Here is an 18,248-nt window from a genome sequence, read left to right as displayed (position 1 = left end):
TTATGACCAAACCTTCACACATGGTTTGCCTTGGCGGCGGCCATGGACTTTATCAAACCCTTCTGTCCGCACGCTTTAGCGAGGCGGTCGATATTTCTGCCATTGTTACGGTCGCGGATGATGGCGGCTCCTCTGGTCGTTTGCGCCGCGAGCTGGAAATCATTCCACCGGGTGACTTGCGCATGGCGCTGGCCGCCTTGGCTAATAGTGACCCAGTGGGGGACTTGTGGGCACGAACCTTGCAACACCGTTTCGGTGGCAATGGCGCGATGGCAGGGCATGCGGTAGGCAATCTGATGATTGCGGGATTGACGGATGTGCTCGGTGATTATCAAGCTGCCCTGGATACCATCGCAGAACTTACTAATTCACAGGGGCGAGTCTTCCCAGTAGTCAACCAGGCCTTAGAGATTGAAGCTGACGTAGCCGGGCTTGACGACGACCCCCGTGTTATGCGCCAGGTCCGCGGCCAGGTTGCCGTCGCTTCCACGCCGGGCCAGGTGCGTCGCGTGCGCATCGTGCCCGAACGGCCCAAAGCGAATCCTGATGCCCTCGATGCCATCCAGCACGCGGATCTCATTACTATCGGACCAGGCTCATGGTTTAGTTCGGTTTTGCCGCATACTCTCGTGCCGCAGGTAGTGGATGCGATTTCTGCTTCCGATGCGCTGCGCGTCGTCGTATTGAACCTTTCGCCCGAGCCGGGCGAAACTCATGGCTTCTCCGCAGAGCGTCACTTGCATGTGCTCGCTCAACACGCCCCTGATCTGCGAATTGACCGCATTTTGGTGGACGAGACGGCTTTGCCTACCGATAGTGAGCGCGTCTATATTCAGCGTGCCGCGCAGTCCCTTGGCGCTCGCGCTACCTTCGCGGACGTAAGCCAAGTTGATGCCAATGGTCGCAGTATCAATAAGCACGACCCTGAAAAGCTGTCTACAGCACTTCTGGACCTATATTCGGACTATCGCAGCACTAGCGATTAGAACTGGCACCTACTCTTCAGGCTAGCGTGCGGCCGCTCGCGCTCGACCGACTGCGCGGTGACCAAGCGTGCGCGGTATGATGTCAGAAATCCTTTCACCGCACTGGGCTGGGAGCAATGGCTCTAGCCGGTATGCGTACTTTGTGACTGTGAGAATAGAAATGGGGCGAACTAGGTGACCACACCATTGACCGACCAGGTCAAAGAAGAATTGACGGCTGTCGTTGTGCCACGCCAGTCCGCTCGCGCTGCCGAACTCGCGGCGATGTTGCGATTCGCCGGCGAGCTAGATATTTCCGGTGACAGCATGTCCTATGAGTTAGAGCTAGAAAGCCACGCCATTGCGCGGCGCTTCATGAACGCTCTCGATGACCTCTATGGGATTACTGCCGATAGCCATGTAGTCGGCCCGGCAGGAACCACCAAGAAGACTCGCGTAACGGTTCGCATCTCCACGGGCGCGAAAGAGCTGACCCGTCGGCTGGGGCTTATCACCCGCTCGGGCCATGCGGTAGTAGGGCTGCCGCCGCAGGTCATCTCCGGCACCGTGGCCGATAGCGAAGCAGCATGGCGCGGAGCCTTCCTTGCCCATGGCAGCCTCACGGAGCCAGGCCGCTCTTCCGCGCTGGAAGTTACCTGCCCGTGCCAAGAGGCTGCGTTGGCACTGGTGGGCTGCGCCCGCCGCCTTGGTATCTCTGCGAAGACTAAGGAGACTCGCGGTGAAGATCGCGTCGTTGTACGCGATGGTGATGCTATCGGGGCGCTTCTTACGCGTATGGGCGCTCAGGAGACTCGATTGAGCTGGGAAAAGAAGCGAGTTAAGCGGGAGGCGCACGATACGTCTCGGCGCTTGGACAATTTTGATGACGCCAATCTTCGGCGCTCTGCCCGCGCCGCGGTTACCGCGGCAGCACGCGTTGACCGCGCCATGGAGATATTAGGTGACGATGTTCCTGAGCACTTGGCAGACGCGGGCCGTTTGCGAGTTCAGCACCGCGAGGCTTCGCTCGAAGAGTTGGGCCGCTTGGCTGAGCCTCCTATGACCAAGGACGCAGTAGCCGGGCGTATTCGCCGCTTGCTGTCGATGGCCGATAAACGAGCCGAGGAGCTCGATATCCCCGATACCAACCAAGCGATTACAGATGACCTCTTCAACGAATCCTGACGCTCGGAATCACCTACATTAAAAGAACTCCCCGCAGTGCGGATACCAAAGCGGTAGGCGCAGCTGCGGGGAGATTTTTACTGTCTTCCTGGCGGCTAGCAGGTACGCAACCGGCTAGCCAGAAGCGTTAAAGAACTAGGGAACTAGGAACCCTAGGACGTTGGTCATCAAGAACACGATGACACAGACAAAAGCCAGGAAGGCCACGGAGTAGCCCACTACGTTCTTCAGGATGACAGATTCCTTGCCCTCCATATTGACGGCGGTAGCCGCAATTGCAAGGGACTGCGGGGAGATCATCTTGCCCACGACGCCGCCTGCGGTATTGGCCGCGAGCATGAGGTCAGGGTTTACGCTGATTCGTTCTGCCGCTGCTACCTGCAGGTTGGCAAAGAGGGCATTAGCAGATGTATCGGATCCAGTAACCGCGGTACCAATCCAGCCCAGGACTGGGGCGAAGAGCGCAAAGATGCTGCCGGCAGAAGAGACGAACTCACCAATAGCAATAGTCTGGCCGGAGTAGTTCATCGTATAGGCCAAGGCCAGCACCAGGATGATGGTAAGAGCTGAGAACTTCATGCGGCTGACGACGTTCCCAAAAGCGCTCACTGGTTGCCCAAAGCTTAGGCTGTAGCGGCCATTTTCATTGAAGAAGTGGTAGACAACCGCAACGATAATGCCCGAGAGCAGCAGGAGCGTACCTGGGTTGCCAAAGACATTGAAGCTGAAGCTGGTATCCATGAGGTTGCCGTCGGCGTCGACAATTGCGTCATCAAGCAAAGGCCAGGCAAAGTGGAGCTTAAGGAATCCGAAGATAGCGGGGGCAGCGGTTGCCACAGCAAAGACAACGGTCACTACGGCGTAGGGAAGTAGCGCCATCCAGATACGGCGTCCGTTGAGATCGGTGGTGGACTCGGCGGCAGGCAGCTCGAGACGCTCGCGCAACTCCTTGACGCCCTTCGGCTTCCATACCCGGAGGAAGGCGAAAGCACAGCCCAAGGAGACGATGCAGGCGATGACGTTGGTGAGCTGGTACGCAAAGAAAGTCGCGGCCAACCACTGAGCGAACGCGAAGGAAATGCCAATCACGGCAGCGGCTGGGGCAGTTTCCTTGACACCGCGGAAGCCGTCCAAGATGAAGGCGATAAGGAATGGCACGATGGCGGCGATGAGCAGCACTTGCAAGGAAATAAGCGCTGCGATGTCGTGAGTTTGCTCGGCGCTGCGACCGGCTACCTCGCCAGCAGTGGTTACCGGGATACCAACCGCGCCAAAAGCAACCGGAGCGGTATTAGCAATCAGAACTACTGTTGCCGCGCGCAGTGGCTTCACGCCAAGGGCCATGATCATGGTCGCGGTAATGGCTACGGGGGCGCCGAAGCCAGCGAGGGCCTCCAACAAACCGCCAAAACAGAAGGCAATGAGGATAGCCTGAATGCGAATATCGCCATCACCCAGAAGATCAAAGGTCTTGCGCAGGTCCTCGAAGCGCCCGGAAGCTACGGTGATTTCATAGAACCAAATTGCAGTAATGATGACCCAGACGATGGGCAGGAGTCCGAATAGACCGCCACGTACGGCGGAGGACAAGGCCATATCTACCGGCATGGAGAAGCCGACGATGGCAATAATGAGAGATACTGCCAGGGCAACGGCGCCAGAAGTATGCGCGCGTGCCTTAACGCCTAGCAGCATGATAAAGAATGCAATGAGCGGGAGAATCGCCACCAGAGCGGTAAGCCCGAGGCTGTCACCCACAGCAGAGGTATTTATTTCGAACAAGAGAAGTCCTTGATTTCTACGGTGGTCTTGCCCGTAGGAAATTACGGGCACATGAAGCATTCTCACGGTGACCAACGGTGGCGCTAGAGCAGGCAGGGTTGCCTTAAACGCTTTGTGAGCCAGTGAGTAAGGAAAGCATATCGTGCGGTGGGCGTCACGGAAACAATACGGTCGTCTTGATAGGGGTTAGCGGCAGCATTTCTCAATGTCCGATCGGACAGAGGCGGACGCAACTCCTGAAGCTGCACAGTGATATATCTCACGTTAACGGGGTAAACCCAACACAAACCCACGTGTTCGGGCCTATCCAGCGGGTTTGTATGTGGGAAATAAAAAGGATCGGAAAGAGTGTACGCGCTTTTGGATATTCTGTCATCCACTAGTTCATACGGCCGCTGGGAGCCTGCGCTGACAAAAAACGCTCGGTAGTATCGGCAATGTAAGGGAAAACGCTCGGGCGCTTCTCAAACAGAGACTTCATTGAAGAACCCGCGCACATGCCCGTACACACATTTACTCGACTCTTTGAGGAGAAATACAGTGACTATCCGCGTAGGTATCAATGGCTTTGGCCGCATCGGCCGCAACTTTTTCCGTGCAGTCGCTCAGGGTGACAACAACCTCGAAGTTGTTGCAGTAAACGACCTGACCGACAACGCCTCGCTGGCTAACCTGCTGAAGTACGACTCCGTACTGGGCCGCTTCGATGGCGAAATTACTCACGACGATGAGTCCATTACTGTTAACGGCCACCGCATCGTGGTAACCGCAGAGAAGGACCCGAAGCAGCTCAAGTGGGGTGAGTACAACGTAGACCTCGTCATCGAGTCCACCGGCCGCTTCACTAACGGCAACGACGCTAAGGCTCACCTCGAGGCTGGCGCCAAGAAGGTCATCATCTCCGCTCCGGGCAAGGAAGTAGACGCCACCTTCGTCTATGGCGTCAACTCTGACACCTATGATCCGGCAAACCACAACGTCATCTCCGCAGCATCCTGCACCACTAACTGCCTGGCACCGATGGCAAAGGTTCTCAATGACAAGTTCGGCATTGAAAAGGGCCTGATGACCACCGTTCACGCTTACACCGGCGACCAGCGCATCCAGGACGCTCCGCACAAGGATCCGCGCCGCGCCCGTGCCGCTGCAGTAAACATGGTGCCTACCTCCACTGGCGCTGCTAAGGCCGTATCCCTGGTTCTGCCTGAGCTGGACGGCAAGCTGGATGGTTACGCAATGCGCGTCCCGGTTATCACCGGCTCCGCTACCGACCTGACCTTCACCGCTTCCCGCGATGTCACCGCCGAGGAAATCAACGCCGCCCTGAAGGAAGCTGCTGAGGGCGAGCTCAAGGACACGCTCGCATACACCGAGGATCCGCTGGTTTCCACTGACATTGTTACCTCCCCGCACGGCTGCATCTTCGACTCCGGCATGACCAAGGTTTCCAACGGCAACCTGGTCAAGGTTCTGGGCTGGTACGACAACGAGTGGGGCTACACCTCCCAGCTCGTACGCCTGACCAACCTGGTGGCAGACAAGCTCTAAACTAGAGTTCTAGCAATGACGAACCGGCCTGATGCAAGCCTTCACGGCGCTGCGTCGCGGCCGGTATTCTTATATCTATAGCCTTTTAACCCGTCCGAATTATTTAAGGAGTAATTAATGGCTTTCCAGACACTTGACGATCTTCTCAAGGAGGGCGTTGAATCCCGCCACGTCCTCGTCCGCTCTGACTTCAATGTTCCACTTGATGAAGAGGGAAACATTACCGATCCCGGACGTATTAACGCTTCTCTTCCGACCATCAAGGCACTGGTAGAAGGTGGCGCAAAGGTCATTCTTTCCGCACACCTGGGTCGTCCAAAGGGTGAGGTAAACTCTAAGTTCTCTTTGGCTCCAGTAGCTAAAGCGCTGTCTGAGGCGCTTGACCAGTACGTTGCCCTAGCCGGCGACGTCACCGGAGAAGACGCACATGAGCGCGCCAACGGCCTCAACGACGGTGACGTGATGTTGGTTGAAAACGTCCGCTTCGACCCCCGTGAGACCTCCAAGGACGAGGCTGAACGCGGCCAGTTCGCTGACGAGCTCGTTGCTCTGGCAGCCGATAACGGCGCTTTTGTTTCTGATGGCTTTGGCGTTGTCCACCGTGCGCAGGCATCTGTGTATGACGTCGCTAAGCGCCTACCGGCTTACGCAGGCAAGCTCGTAGAGAAGGAACTTTCGGTTCTTTCCACCGTGGCTAAGGAGCCGGAGCACCCGTACGTGGTTGTCCTTGGCGGTGCCAAGGTTTCGGATAAGCTCGGCGTGATTGAAGCACTGGCCGGCAAGGCAGACAAGGTCATCATTGGTGGTGGCATGTGCTACACCCTGCTGGCCGCCAAGGGCTATAACGTCCAAGAGTCCCTGCTTCAAGAAGACCAGATCGAAAACTGCAAGGACCTGCTCGAGCGCTTTGGCGACAAGCTGGTGCTTCCGGTTGATCTCACTGCTGCAAGCAAGTTCGCGGCGGATGCAGAGACCCAGGTAGTCGAGCTCGATAGCATCCCTGAGGGCTGGATGTCCCTGGATATTGGACCAAAGTCCGTGGAAAAGTTTGCAGAGGTTCTTGCTTCTTCCAAGACCGTCTTCTGGAATGGCCCGATGGGCGTATTCGAAATGGAAGCTTTCTCCAAGGGCACTGCTGGTGTAGCGCAGGCTATTATCGACGCCACCGCAAACAACGGTTCTTTCTCCGTCGTCGGTGGCGGCGACTCCGCTGCCTCCGTGCGCATGCTTGGCTTGGACGAGGACGGCTTCAGCCACATCTCCACCGGTGGCGGCGCCTCCCTCGAGTACCTCGAGGGCAAGGAGCTTCCGGGAGTCTCTGTCCTGGAAGCCTAAAACTGCCTGATCAACTTGCCAAAAAAGAGAGGAAAAATTCATGGCACGTACCCCACTTATTGCAGGTAACTGGAAGATGAACCTCGACCACGTCGAGGCCATCGGCTCCGTTCAAAAGTTCGCCTTCTCCCTGCCAAAGGACTACTACGAGAAGGTCGACGTGGCCTACATGGTCCCGTTTACTGATATTCGCACCATCCAGACGTTGGTGGAAGGCGACAAGCTGCAGGTCACCTACGGTGCGCAGGACATTTCTAAGCACGAGTCCGGCGCATTCACTGGTGAAGTATCTGGCAAGATGCTCGCCAAGCTCGGCTGCAGCTGGGTGGTCGTGGGCCACTCGGAGCGCCGTCAGTACCACGGCGAGACCGATAAGCTAGTTGCAGAGAAGGCAGCCGCAGCATTGGACAATGGCATCAGCCCCATCGTGTGCGTAGGCGAGCCGTTGGCTGTACGCGAGGCCGGTACCCACGTGGACTACGTGGTTAACCAGACCCGCGATTCTTTGGCTGGCCTGAGCGCAGACCAGCTTGCCAAGACTGTTATCGCCTACGAGCCAGTGTGGGCGATTGGCACCGGCAAGGTTGCTTCCGCAGACGATGCCCAGGAAGTCTGCGCCGCCATCCGCGAGCTCGTAAAGGAGCTCGCAGGTGAGGAGGTTGCTGCAGGTATCCGCATTCTCTACGGTGGTTCCGTCAAAGTTGATTCCGTTGCAGAGATCGTCAGCAAGCCTGACGTCGACGGCGGCCTGATCGGTGGCGCCTCCTTGGTCGGTGAGGAGTTTGCCAAGTTGGCTGCCAACGCAGCTAATGCCCTGAGCTAACAGGAATTATCACCTGTCACAGGTTGGCGCTAAGGCGCGGGTTGGAATGGTTCCAGCCCGCGCCATCGTGTAGAGTGGGCCGATGTGATTGCTTTGCTGTACGCGAAGCCTAAAAGTACGATTCCGCGCTAGAGGGTGGCGAGAGCTACCCGCAGGGCGCACGTTAGAAATAAGGATTGTCCTCATGGTCTTGGCACTGGAAATCATCTTGGTCATCGCAGCTATTTTGATGTCCATCTTCGTGCTGCTGCACAAGGGTAAAGGTGGTGGCCTGTCCAGCCTCTTCGGCGGTGGCGTGCAGTCGAACCTTTCCGGCTCGACCGTCGTGGAAAAGAACTTGGACCGTTACACCGTGGTCATGGTAATTATCTGGCTTGCGTGCATCGTAGGCCTCAACCTCATCCAGGCATTCGCTTAAGCCACCAGCTAGAATAGCGAAAGCGCCGGTATCGGCTTCCAACCTTCTGGTTCCCTGTGGGAACTGGCGGTGGGGAAGCGGTACCGGCGCTTTTTTGCGTGGCGCCGAGCCACAAGTTCAGCTCGGCTGCGCACTAGGCTGACGTGACTACAGCTCGGAGGCAGCGTCATCGGCAAGGAAGAGGATGGTTTCTTCCTTCCCGTGCACGCCTGCAGCCGGCCATTCTTCGGGCTCAGCGCCTTCAACTACGTGCTTGGCAGCTTCCGCCTTGGCCTCGCCTGCAACAAGAAGCCAGATACGATTAGACTTGTTGACTGCGGGAAGAGTAAGGGTAATGCGCTCGCTCGGCGGCTTGGGAGAGTCGTGAACGGGAACAGCTAGCTCTTCTTGCTCCCGAACCGCCTCAGAATGGGGGAACAAGGAATTGATATGACCCTCTTCGCCCATGCCCAGCAGGTGGAGGTCGAATCCGTTCGGGGCAAATTCCTTCAGCTCTGGCTCATACGCACTCGCCGCGGCTTCCATGGACACCGCGCCCAGATCAAAACCGTGAATATTCTGGTCCGGAATATCTACGTGATTGAGCAGGGCACTGCGTGCTTGACCCTCATTAGAATCTGCGTCAGAGACGGGCACATTACGCTCGTCGCCGAAAAAGACGTGAACGCGCGACCAATCGATGCGCTGGGCTGGAAAATTCTCGCCTTGCTGCTGTGCCGCGAAATCCAAACGAGCTAGCTCGTGGAGAACGCCAATTCCAGCGCCACCGCCGGTTAGGACAACTCGCGCGACCCCATCGTGGTGGAGCCCGCCACCGGCGGCCTGGATGCGGGCTACGGTATCCACGAATTTCAGCGCGGCCTGGGAGATAAGTTCATCCACATCGCTTACGCGGTGAAGAGTTACCATGAGGTATCGCTATCCTTTGCAAAGAATCGGAGTTAAGCCGTTTTAGTGCTTACTGTAGTCTACTTGGGCGAGCGCACGGAGCGCTTGCGCATAAGTCTTATCGGCATCCAGATGGCGCAATTCTTCAGAGAGAACCTCAGCTTGGGAGCGCTTGCTAAGGCTCACCAACGAATCCGGGGAACCTGGAACGCACACACGCACCGTGCGCTCGTCGACGACATCAACGTCGACGTGGCTCGTTTCCCGATTAAACCGCAAGTGGGTCACTGGGAAGTGCGGCTCCTGAGAGTCGGTCACAGTGCGGTGGACGGGGACTGCCAAACGATCGAGGAGCCATCCGGCCGCGAAGTCTGGAGCTGGGTGGCCCGCAGGGCCCGCCACCTCGACGGACTGCACGGGCTCGTGAGGATGGCGGTCCAATGCGGAGGCCACGACGCCGCGCCACAAAGTGATGGCGGCCCAGGACATATCGGAATCGCCCGGCGTGTAACCGGCGGATAAGGTGCGCAGATCTTCGCCCGTGACGCGTCCGTCATAGGCAACGTTGGTGATGCGGCGTTGAGCCAGTTTACCCACCGAGCTGGAAGCTGGGTCAGGCGGGCACAAGGTAGGCCACCAGGCGACCAAAGGGGTGTCGGGAAGCAGCAGTGGAGTAACGACTGCCTCGTCCTGGTTTGCCAAAGCGCCGTGCAACTTCATGATGACCATCTCAGAAGCACCCGCTTCACCGCCCACGCGAAGCTGCGCATCTAAGTGGGTATCTGCCTGCGGGTCGCCCGTCACAACGACCAGAACGCGCGACGGGTGCTCGTGGGAGGCATCGCGCACGGAGGCCAAGATGTTTTCCAGATCATCGTCCTCGCGGGCAGCCACGATGAGGGTGAGTACTCGGCCGGTAGTAAGGGTGTAGTGCTCTTGGGCCTCTACTAGCTTTTTGGAGATTTCACGAGTAGTGGTGTTGGGCAATGGAATAATCATTGTCTGCGTCCCTCCTATGGGCGGCGCCAGGAGTGCCCCCGGCGGCGCAACATTCTATCGGCGGATTCTGGGCCCCACGTGCCAGCGCGGTATTCCTCCGGTTGGCCTGCTTCGGACCAGTAATCGATAATGGGATCCAAAATCGACCAGGAAAGTTCCACCTCTTCGTTGGTGGGGAAGAGCGAGGACTCATCGAGGAGGGCATCCAAAATCAGGCGCTCGTATGCTTCCGGAGATTCCTCGGTAAAGGCCTCAGCATAAGCAAAATCCATATTGACGTCGCGGACCTCCATGGTGGAGCCGGGCACCTTGGAGCCAAAGCGCATGGTGACACCTTCATCCGGCTGCACGCGGATGACTACGGCGTTTCGTCCCAGCGCATCGGTCTGGCCATCAACGAATGGTTGATTTGGCGCTGCCTTGAATACCAGCGCAATCTCGGTCACGCGGCGGCCCAAGCGCTTGCCCGTGCGCAGGTAGAAGGGCACTCCTCCCCAGCGGCGGGAGTTTACTTCCAAGGTGCAGGCTGCATAGGTCTCCGTCGTGGACTCCGGGTCGAAGCCTTCTTCTTCGCGCAAGCCCTTGACAAACTCGGAGCCTTGCCAGCCGGCGGAGTACTGGCCGCGAGCAGTCGTTTTATTGAGTGGATGCACGGCGTGGGTAGCGCGCAGTACCTTGACCTTTTCTGCCTGCAGGGCCTCAGGCTCGAAGGAGGACGGTTCTTCCATCGCAACTAGAGCCAAAAGCTGCAGCAGGTGGTTTTGGATGACGTCTCGAGCCGCACCGATGCCGTCATAATAGCCAGCGCGGCCGCCCAGGCCAATATCTTCGGCCATGGTGATTTGGACGTGATCGATGTAGTGAGCGTTCCACATGGGCTCAAAAATTTGATTCGCAAAGCGCAAAGCCATGATGTTTTGCACCGTTTCTTTGCCCAAATAATGGTCAATGCGGAAGACCGCGGACTCGGGGAAGACGGCGTTGACAATCTCATTGAGCTTGCGGGCCGACTCTTGATCGTGACCGAAGGGCTTCTCAATGATTACTCGGCGCCACGAGTCTTCGACGGAGTTGGCCATGCCCACCCGCTCCAGCTGGTGGCAGATATTGGAGAAGAATTCCGGGGGAACCGAAAGGTAGTATGCCCAGTTGCTGCCGGTGCCGCGCTCGCGATCTAGCTCGCCCAAACGCGCCGAGAGGCGATCGAATCCAGCATCGTCGAAAGAGCCTTGCACAAATTCGATTCCCTGGGATAAATGCTGCCAGACATCTTCATTGAACTCGGTACGTGAGCTAGCGATGACGGCTGAGCGAACGTAGTCACAGAATGCGACCTTGTCCCAGTCACGGCGACCATAACCCACAAGGGTAAAGCCAGCGGGTAGGAGGCCACGGCTCGCTAGGTCGTAGATTGCGGGCAGTAGCTTTTTATATGCTAGGTCACCGGTAACGCCGAAGATGACCATGCCCGCGGGTCCTGCGATTCGCGGTAATCGCTTGTCGCTGGCATTGCGCAAGGGGTTGACCCAAGCGGCTGAGTCGGTCACGAAGAATCCTTCCTGAGTTTATGGGCTTTAAGCTCGCTAATATTCTAGCGGCAGAATGCCCCGCCGAATTCTCGGCGGGGCACAAGTCACACGGCTAGTTTACGCGAGTCGCTCCTTAATGGAAGCAAGCAGTTCCTCCCACGCAGCGACAAACTTATCAACGCCCTCGCGCTCCAGCACTGCAAAGACATCATCGAAATCAATGCCGACCTCTTCTAGCTGGGCAAAAACGCCTTCTGCAGCCTCGCGGCTATCAGATAGGGCGTCGCCGTGGAGGTTGCCCTCGGAGAGAACCGCATCGATGGTCTTTTCCGGCATGGTGTTGACCGTGTGCGGGCCAGCCAGTTCCGATACGTACAAGGTGGCTGGGTACTTCGGATTCTTTACACCGGTAGAAGCCCACAGTGGACGCTGGAGGTAGGCGCCTTCGGGCAAGTCGGCGTCGTTAAGCAAGGCATCCTGGAAGAGAGCATAGGCGCGCTGTGCATTGGCGACGCCCGCCTTACCGCGCAGCGCCAGAGCACTCTCGCTGCCAATAGCTTCCAAGCGCTTATCCACTTCGGTGTCCAACCGGGAAACAAAGAAGGAAGCCACGGAGTGAATGGTGGAGACGTCCTTGCCTGCCTCGGCGGCACGCTTGAGACCGGTACGGAAAGCCTCAATGACATCGCGGTAGCGATCGACGGAGAAAATAAGAGTGACGTTGACGCTGATTCCCTCCGCCAAGGCATCTTCGATGGCCGGAAGGGAACCGGTGGTGGCCGGAATCTTGATCATCACGTTGGGACGATCAACCTTGGACCACAACTCACGCGCTTGTTTAAGGGTGGCAGTAGCATCATCAGAAATGCGTGGGTCGACCTCGATGGACACGCGGCCATCTGCACCGTTAGTAGAGGAGTAGATATCTGCAAAGAGGTCGCAGGCATTCTTGACATCCTCGATGGCCAATGCGTACACCGCTTCATCGGCGGTGGCCTTGGTCTCCTTCAACGTGGAAAGCTCGGCATCGTAGGCGGTGCCGTTGGTCATCGCCGCGGCGAAAATTGCCGGGTTGGTGGTAACTCCCACGATGGACTTAGCGGAAATTATCTCCTTGAGATTGCCCGAAACTAGGCGCTCGCGAGAAAGGTCATCGAGCCAGGTTGAGGTTCCCAGCTGGCCAAGTTCGGAAATGTGGTTCATGATTACTCCTTATCCAGTGTTGGAGGTTTACTTCTTCGCGGCAGCCAGCGATTCCTGCGCCGCTTCAACAACCGCTGCAGTGGTGAAGCCAAATTTCTCAAAGAGTTCGCCCGCAGGAGCAGAGGCGCCGTAGTGCTCGATGGAAATGGTCCGGCCGAAAGAACCGGTGTACTTGTGCCACGGCATAGCGATGCCGGCTTCAATGGAGACGCGGGCCTGCACCTCGCTAGGCAGCACGGACTCGCGGTATGCGTCATCCTGCTCATCAAACCACTCAAGGCACGGTGCGGAGACAACGCGGGTGGCTGTTCCGGCGGCCTCCAGTTCCTTCGCGGCGGCGACGGCAAGCTGCACCTCAGAGCCGGTAGCGAGGAGGATCACGTCCGGCGTTTCCTTGGATTCTTCCACGAGAACATAAGCGCCGCGGCGCACACCATCATGAGCCTTTTCCTTGGTGCCTTCCAGCACCGGAAGTCCCTGGCGACTCAGTGCCAGGCCCTTTGGTGCGGCCTTGTACTCGAGAGCTGCGGCCCAAGCCTGTGCGGTTTCGTTGGCATCGGCCGGGCGAATAACGGACAGGTTCGGGATAGCGCGAAGGGCAGACAGGGTTTCTACCGGCTGGTGGGTTGGGCCATCTTCGCCTAGGCCGATGGAGTCGTGGGTCCAGACATAGTAGGTATCGGTAGACATTAACGAGCCCAGGCGGACAGCCGGGTACTGGTATTCGGAGAAAATAAGGAAGGTGCCGCCGTAAACGCGGGTATTGCCGTGCAGAGCAATACCGTTCATGATCGCAGACATCGCGTGCTCGCGAATGCCAAAGTGGAGGTTGCGGCCATATGGCTGAGCCGACCACATATTGGTGGTAATGGCTGCGGGGCCGAAGGAGTCCGCGCCCTTAATCACGGTGTTATTGGAGCCGGCAAGGTCAGCAGAGCCACCCCACATCTCAGGAAGAGAAGCGGCCAATGCTTGGATGGTGGCCTCAGAAGCCTTGCGGGTGGCCAAAGACTCGCCTGGTTCCCACACTGGCAATTCAGCGTCGAAATCTTGAGGTAGTTCGCGCGCCTGCATGCGGTCAAAGAGTGCCTTATTCTCCGGATTAGCTGCAGCCCATTCGTCGAACTTCTTCTGCCACGCGGCGTGCTTCTCGGCGCCGCGCTCGCGCAGCTTGCGGGTGTGCGCGATGACCTCGTCGTCGATGTGGAAGCTGCGTTCCGCATCGAAGCCTAAGACCTCCTTAGTGGCAGCGACCTCGTCGTCGCCCAGTGCAGCGCCATGAACGCCGCCGGTATTCATCTTATTCGGGGCCGGGTAGCCAATGACGGTCTTCACGCGGATAAAGGACGGGCGCTCGGTCTCTGCCTGGGCTTCCTTGACGGCCTCCTCAATGGCTACGACGTCTTCGCCGGATTCGACCGTTTGGACGTGCCAGCCGTAGGCCGCGTAGCGGGCGACCACGTCTTCGTTGAAAGCAATATTCGTATCGTCCTCAATAGAGATGCGGTTATCGTCCCAGAAGACAATCAAGTTGCCCAGCTTTTGAGTACCCGCCAGGGAAGAAGCCTCAGCGGTAACGCCCTCCTGCAGGTCACCATCGGAAGCAATGGTGTAGACGTAGTGGTCGAAGGGAGATTCGCCGGCCGGTGCCTCTGGATCGAAAAGGCCGCGCTCTTTCCGTGCCGCCATGGCCATGCCAACGGAGGAAGCAAGGCCTTGGCCAAGGGGGCCAGTGGTGATTTCCACGCCATCGGTGTGGTGCACCTCAGGGTGGCCAGGCGTGCGCGATCCCCACGTGCGCAGCTGCTGGAGATCGTCCATCTCCAAGCCAAAGCCGCCCAGGTAGAGCTGGATGTACTGGGTGAGGGAAGAGTGACCAACCGATAGAACGAAGCGGTCGCGGCCGGCCCAGTGCACATCGGCGGGATCGTGGTTAATGACGCGCTGATACAAGGTGTAGGCGAGGGGAGCGAGGGACATTGCGGTGCCTGGGTGGCCGGAACCGCATTTTTGTACAGCATCTGCGGCTAGTACTCGCACGGTGTCGACGGCGCGGGTGTCAAACTCCGACCAATCCTCCGGGTAACGGCGCTCGACCATAGTTTGGAGTTCTGGGGACAACTTATCTTTCGACACTGGAAAGCCTCGCTTACGTCTAGGCAAAAAGTACTTAACTTTATTTAGTCTAGTAATTTTTTAACCGGCGGTGCGTAATTATAGAAAGCTAGGCATAAACGGTATGCTGGCATGGCTAAGTGGAGTGCGCGTAGGCGCTAGAGCGCGCACTGAATCTAGCGGCCATAGGCCTGTTTTCTTTCGCCCCGGCGCCGAAAACTGTGAGTGAGAGAACTGGAACTTTTTCAAGGGCATGTGCGACCGCTAGGGGTGACCGCGCGCAGGAAGTGCGCGGGACACAGTTCACCAACGTTCAGATAGTGGAGGAATCCCTTGGAGACCATCAAGGCCTATTTTGCGCTAACGAAACCGAGGATCATTGAACTCCTCCTCGTGGCCGCAATCCCGGCGATGCTCCAAGCGCAACGCGGCGTGGAGGCCGTTTCAGACAATATCTGGCTTATCGTGTCGACTATTTTCGGCGGTTGGATGGGCGCTGCTGCCGCCCACACGTTTAATAACGTCGTGGACTACGAGCTGGATCAAAAAATGCAGCGCACGAGAGCCCGCCCGTTGGTAAGGGCCAAGATTTCTAAGCGAAACGCAGCAATTTTCGCTTGGGTAATGCTCATCCTTTCCGTGCTGTGGTTGGGCGTCCTAGCTCATTCCTGGCTGGCGGCCTTCTTCGTGATTTTGACGAACTTTTTCTATGTCTTCGTCTACACCAAATTTTTGAAGATGCGCAATGCTCAAAATATCGTCTGGGGCGGTTTGGCCGGCTGCATGCCGGCGATGGTCGGCTGGGCGGTTATCCGGGATAACGCTCCTGCTGGAGAGCCTGACCGCTGGTGGCAGGCAATCGTGCTCTTCCTCATCATCTTCTTCTGGACTCCCCCACACACGTGGGCGCTGGCCATGAAGTACAAGGAGGACTACCGCAAGGCCGGCGTGCCGATGTTGCCCGTAGTGGCTGATGAGAAGGAAGTCACTCGACAGATCGTGTGGTATACCGTGGGCACGGTTATCGTGACCCTACTTATCGTCCCCGCTGCATCGTGGATTTACTTGGTTGCAGCTCTTGCCTCCGGCGCGGTATTCTTGTGGCTGGCTATACGCCTGCACAAGGGAGTCAAGAACGGTGCCAGGGTTAAGCCGATGCGCCTGTTCATTTACTCTAATAACTATCTGTCGGTGCTCTTTATCGGGTTGTCTATCGATGCAGTATTGGGTTGGGAGCCACTAGGCAGGATGCTCGGCTGGTCGGCCACGTTATTCTAACTGCGCCTAGATACCCAAGGATAAGAAGGCGAAAGCGCGGGAAGGCAAAATGCGTTCCCGCGCTTTCGGCGTTTGTGGGCCGGTTTAGGCTTTGTCGCCAGCTTGGACGCGCAGCACGATGGAACCGGTAGTCTTGCGCTCTTGGAGGTCGCGGTGAGCCGCAGCGGCATCTTCCAGTGGGTAGGAGGCCGTGACGTTGAAGCTCAGATCGCCGTCGATAACAGCTTGGACGACCGCCTGGGCACGCATTTGGAACTCGCCTTCTTGGGCTGTCCATGCGCCGATGGAAGGCCGAGTGAGGAAGATAGACCCATGCTTGTTTAACAGCTGCGGGTCGATAGGCTCAACTGGGCCAGAGGCGGCGCCGAATAGCGCGACGGTGCCACGGGGGCGTACTGCTTCGAGGGACTCGTGGAAGGTCGCCTTGCCGACGCCGTCATAAACCACGTCAACACCCCTATCACCGTTGTAGTGACGGACCTGCTCGGCGAGTCCGTCGCCATAGCGAAATACCTTATCCGCACCGGCTGCGTAGGAGAGTTCCTCCTTTTCGTCCGTGGACACCACCGTATAGACGGTAGCACCGAGCGACGATGCCATTTGGGTGAGGATCTGGCCTACACCGCCGGCGCCGGCAGTAATCAGGCAGGAAGCGCCTTCACCCAGTTGATAAACGCCATGCGCCAAATAGTGTGCGGTAATGCCCTGCAGCAACATAGAGGCAGCGACTTTTGGCTGGAAATCATCCGGGACCGCCACTAGTCCCTCGCGTGGGACGCAGACCTGTTCGGCGTAGGAGCCAAAAGCCTGGTTCCAGGCCACCATTGTGCCCTCGGCAATTTCCCCCTTGGGGTCGTGGACAACGCGTCCGGTGCCTTCGAATCCGGGAATGAACGGGGTGGCCGCGTTATAGATACCCTCACGATAATAGGTATCGATGTAGTTGACGCCAGCCATGATGACGTCCACCAAAACCTCGTCGTCATTAGGGGTGGGGGCGGGAACTTCGGTATAGCGAAGTACTTCTGGTCCGCCGGTTTCTGTGACCTGAATTGCGTGCATATAGCCAGGCTAGCGCAAAAAGCCGGCCGAGTGCAGTGCCTCGGCCGGCCGTAAGCATTATGGGCTAAGCAGTCGCTCGCTCTTGTTCAAGAGAGGTTTGGCGCGCCGCGTACTTCTCATCGCCGCTGGGAGAGCCGGTGATGAGATCCGCGGTGCCGTCGGTGCGGCGTACACCGTGTGCCCATAGCAGGGCGGTATACGCGGTGACGAAGGAGGAGAGGCCAATATGGAAAGGGACAGTCCAGCGCGGAATGCTCATGTAGAACTGGTAAACGCCTACTGCCCACTGAATGAGGATGCATACAACGAGGACCCAGCCAGCCTTCTTAGCGTCTTGAGGTGCGCGGTTCTTGTAAAGAAGGAAGACGGTAATAACCGTAAGCGTCAGGTAGATGTACATGCACATGGCGTGGGTGACGGCCATGGCTTCGGTATCTACCTGCAGGCGGCCTTCCATTCCCACCCCGGAATCGCCAGAGTGAACGCCCGAACCGGTAACCATCGTGCCGGTGATGAGCACAATGCTCAGGGCAACGGTAGCGACCGCTGCGAGGACGCGAATCGCTTGAGGGAAGCGAGCGCGTGGCGTTCCGTCATCGGGTTCCACAATGCGGGAATAAAGCATTGCCGCCAGCCATACCAAGAGCATCGAAGGTAGGAAGTGCAACGCCACGGACCACCAGCGGAGGTCTAGGTGGACAGAGATACCGCCGATGACCGCTTGCAGTACGATGCCAGCGACGTTGAGCCATGCGTACACCTTGAGCTCTGCGCGGCGACGCGCCATGCGCATGGCAACGACGGCGGCGATAGCCGCTGCGGTTACGACGAAAGTAAGCAGGCGGTTACCAAACTCGATGGCCTGGTGGAGAGCAGGCGCAGCGCCTTCCATAGGGACAAGGGAGCCTGGTTGGCATTCCGGCCAGGTGGGACAACCCAATCCCGAGCCGGTCACGCGGACAATGGAACCAGACACGGTGATGCCACCCTGGCACAAGAGGAGGATGAGCGCGATGAGGCGCTGCTGTTGCAGTGTAGGGGCGGCTTCCTTAAAGAAGCGCTTGATCTTTGTCCAGTAATTCACGCATAGCATCCTACTAGTCGGGAGATTTCGGGCA

General features: G+C 57.9%; 15 protein-coding genes. 7 read left to right on the top strand and 8 right to left on the bottom strand.

The window, feature by feature from the left end; translation table 11 throughout:
- Positions 1-2 precede the first annotated feature (2 nt).
- On the top strand, positions 3-986 hold the full coding sequence (locus tag QP934_RS06365) for a uridine diphosphate-N-acetylglucosamine-binding protein YvcK (RefSeq protein WP_337887489.1): 984 nt from the start codon (positions 3-5) through the stop codon (positions 984-986).
- Between the two features lie 174 nt (positions 987-1,160).
- Entirely contained in the window at positions 1,161-2,150 is a 990-nt protein-coding gene (gene whiA / locus QP934_RS06360) for a DNA-binding protein WhiA (RefSeq protein WP_337887490.1), read from the top strand.
- 135 nt (positions 2,151-2,285) lie between these two features.
- On the opposite strand, the gene QP934_RS06355 is transcribed toward whiA, so the two are convergent.
- The gene (locus QP934_RS06355) at positions 2,286-3,932 is read right to left on the bottom strand and encodes an L-lactate permease (RefSeq protein ID WP_419127098.1); all 1,647 of its coding nucleotides are present in this window, start codon (positions 3,930-3,932) and stop codon (positions 2,286-2,288) included.
- Positions 3,933-4,472: 540 nt separating this feature from the next.
- Here QP934_RS06355 and gap point away from each other — a divergent pair.
- The 4 genes from gap (at position 4,473) to secG (ending at position 8,056) form a co-directional block, all read left to right on the top strand.
- On the top strand, positions 4,473-5,480 hold the full coding sequence (gene gap, locus QP934_RS06350) for a type I glyceraldehyde-3-phosphate dehydrogenase (RefSeq protein WP_198493099.1): 1,008 nt from the start codon (positions 4,473-4,475) through the stop codon (positions 5,478-5,480).
- Between the two features lie 117 nt (positions 5,481-5,597).
- Complete coding sequence (locus tag QP934_RS06345; RefSeq protein ID WP_337888207.1) at positions 5,598-6,815, top strand: phosphoglycerate kinase; 1,218 nt, start codon at positions 5,598-5,600, stop codon at positions 6,813-6,815.
- A gap of 40 nt (positions 6,816-6,855) precedes the next feature.
- Positions 6,856-7,638 (top strand): triose-phosphate isomerase, encoded by a 783-nt coding sequence (tpiA, locus tag QP934_RS06340; RefSeq protein ID WP_419127097.1) that lies wholly within the window; start codon positions 6,856-6,858, stop codon positions 7,636-7,638.
- Between the two features lie 184 nt (positions 7,639-7,822).
- Positions 7,823-8,056 carry a preprotein translocase subunit SecG gene (gene secG, locus QP934_RS06335; RefSeq protein WP_005324856.1) on the top strand — a complete coding sequence of 78 codons (234 nt, stop codon included), beginning with the start codon at positions 7,823-7,825 and terminating at the stop codon, positions 8,054-8,056.
- 147 nt (positions 8,057-8,203) lie between these two features.
- Here secG and pgl read toward each other — a convergent pair whose 3' ends face one another.
- The 5 genes from pgl to tkt all read right to left on the bottom strand — a co-directional run bounded on the left by pgl (position 8,204) and on the right by tkt (position 14,775).
- Positions 8,204-8,965 (bottom strand): 6-phosphogluconolactonase, encoded by a 762-nt coding sequence (pgl, locus tag QP934_RS06330; RefSeq protein ID WP_337887492.1) that lies wholly within the window; start codon positions 8,963-8,965, stop codon positions 8,204-8,206.
- Positions 8,966-9,007: 42 nt separating this feature from the next.
- Complete coding sequence (locus QP934_RS06325) at positions 9,008-9,943, bottom strand: glucose-6-phosphate dehydrogenase assembly protein OpcA (RefSeq protein ID WP_284596822.1); 936 nt, start codon at positions 9,941-9,943, stop codon at positions 9,008-9,010.
- Between the two features lie 14 nt (positions 9,944-9,957).
- Positions 9,958-11,490: a glucose-6-phosphate dehydrogenase gene (gene zwf, locus QP934_RS06320; protein WP_299137354.1), complete on the bottom strand. Its 1,533-nt coding sequence runs from the start codon at positions 11,488-11,490 to the stop codon at positions 9,958-9,960.
- A gap of 99 nt (positions 11,491-11,589) precedes the next feature.
- Positions 11,590-12,675, bottom strand: a complete 1,086-nt coding sequence (gene tal, locus QP934_RS06315) for a transaldolase (protein ID WP_340418967.1) — start codon at positions 12,673-12,675, stop codon at positions 11,590-11,592.
- A 27-nt stretch (positions 12,676-12,702) separates the two neighbouring features.
- Entirely contained in the window at positions 12,703-14,775 is a 2,073-nt protein-coding gene (tkt, locus tag QP934_RS06310) for a transketolase (protein ID WP_419127115.1), read from the bottom strand.
- 348 nt (positions 14,776-15,123) lie between these two features.
- On the opposite strand from tkt, the gene QP934_RS06305 reads away from it, so the two are divergent.
- A complete protein-coding gene (locus QP934_RS06305; protein WP_419127096.1) occupies positions 15,124-16,068 on the top strand; it encodes a heme o synthase in 945 nt (314 codons plus the stop codon).
- An 84-nt stretch (positions 16,069-16,152) separates the two neighbouring features.
- On the opposite strand, the gene QP934_RS06300 is transcribed toward QP934_RS06305, so the two are convergent.
- Both QP934_RS06300 and QP934_RS06295 read right to left on the bottom strand, forming a co-directional pair.
- Positions 16,153-17,130, bottom strand: a complete 978-nt coding sequence (locus tag QP934_RS06300) for a quinone oxidoreductase family protein (RefSeq protein WP_419127095.1) — start codon at positions 17,128-17,130, stop codon at positions 16,153-16,155.
- Positions 17,131-17,194: 64 nt separating this feature from the next.
- Entirely contained in the window at positions 17,195-18,223 is a 1,029-nt protein-coding gene (locus QP934_RS06295) for a COX15/CtaA family protein (RefSeq protein ID WP_419127094.1), read from the bottom strand.
- Positions 18,224-18,248: the final 25 nt, after the last annotated feature.

The organism is Corynebacterium sp. MSK122 (genome assembly GCF_030229435.2).
In the GTDB taxonomy this organism is placed as follows: domain Bacteria; phylum Actinomycetota; class Actinomycetes; order Mycobacteriales; family Mycobacteriaceae; genus Corynebacterium; species Corynebacterium marquesiae.
This window is presented reverse-complemented; position numbering and strand designations above follow the sequence as displayed.

Bases quoted from the DNA above. Each gene is read 5' to 3' on its own strand.
- tal (WP_340418967.1), bottom strand. From the start codon at position 12,675: ATGAACCACATTTCCGAACTTGGCCAGCTGGGAACCTCAACCTGGCTC.
- tkt (WP_419127115.1), bottom strand. From the start codon at position 14,775: ATGGTCGAGCGCCGTTACCCGGAGGATTGGTCGGAGTTTGACACCCGC.
- QP934_RS06345 (WP_337888207.1), top strand. From the start codon at position 5,598: ATGGCTTTCCAGACACTTGACGATCTTCTCAAGGAGGGCGTTGAATCC.
- pgl (WP_337887492.1), bottom strand. From the start codon at position 8,965: ATGGTAACTCTTCACCGCGTAAGCGATGTGGATGAACTTATCTCCCAG.
- QP934_RS06325 (WP_284596822.1), bottom strand. From the start codon at position 9,943: ATGATTATTCCATTGCCCAACACCACTACTCGTGAAATCTCCAAAAAG.
- QP934_RS06365 (WP_337887489.1), top strand. From the start codon at position 3: ATGACCAAACCTTCACACATGGTTTGCCTTGGCGGCGGCCATGGACTT.
- secG (WP_005324856.1), top strand. From the start codon at position 7,823: ATGGTCTTGGCACTGGAAATCATCTTGGTCATCGCAGCTATTTTGATG.
- tpiA (WP_419127097.1), top strand. From the start codon at position 6,856: ATGGCACGTACCCCACTTATTGCAGGTAACTGGAAGATGAACCTCGAC.
- QP934_RS06300 (WP_419127095.1), bottom strand. From the start codon at position 17,130: ATGCACGCAATTCAGGTCACAGAAACCGGCGGACCAGAAGTACTTCGC.
- QP934_RS06295 (WP_419127094.1), bottom strand. From the start codon at position 18,223: ATGCTATGCGTGAATTACTGGACAAAGATCAAGCGCTTCTTTAAGGAA.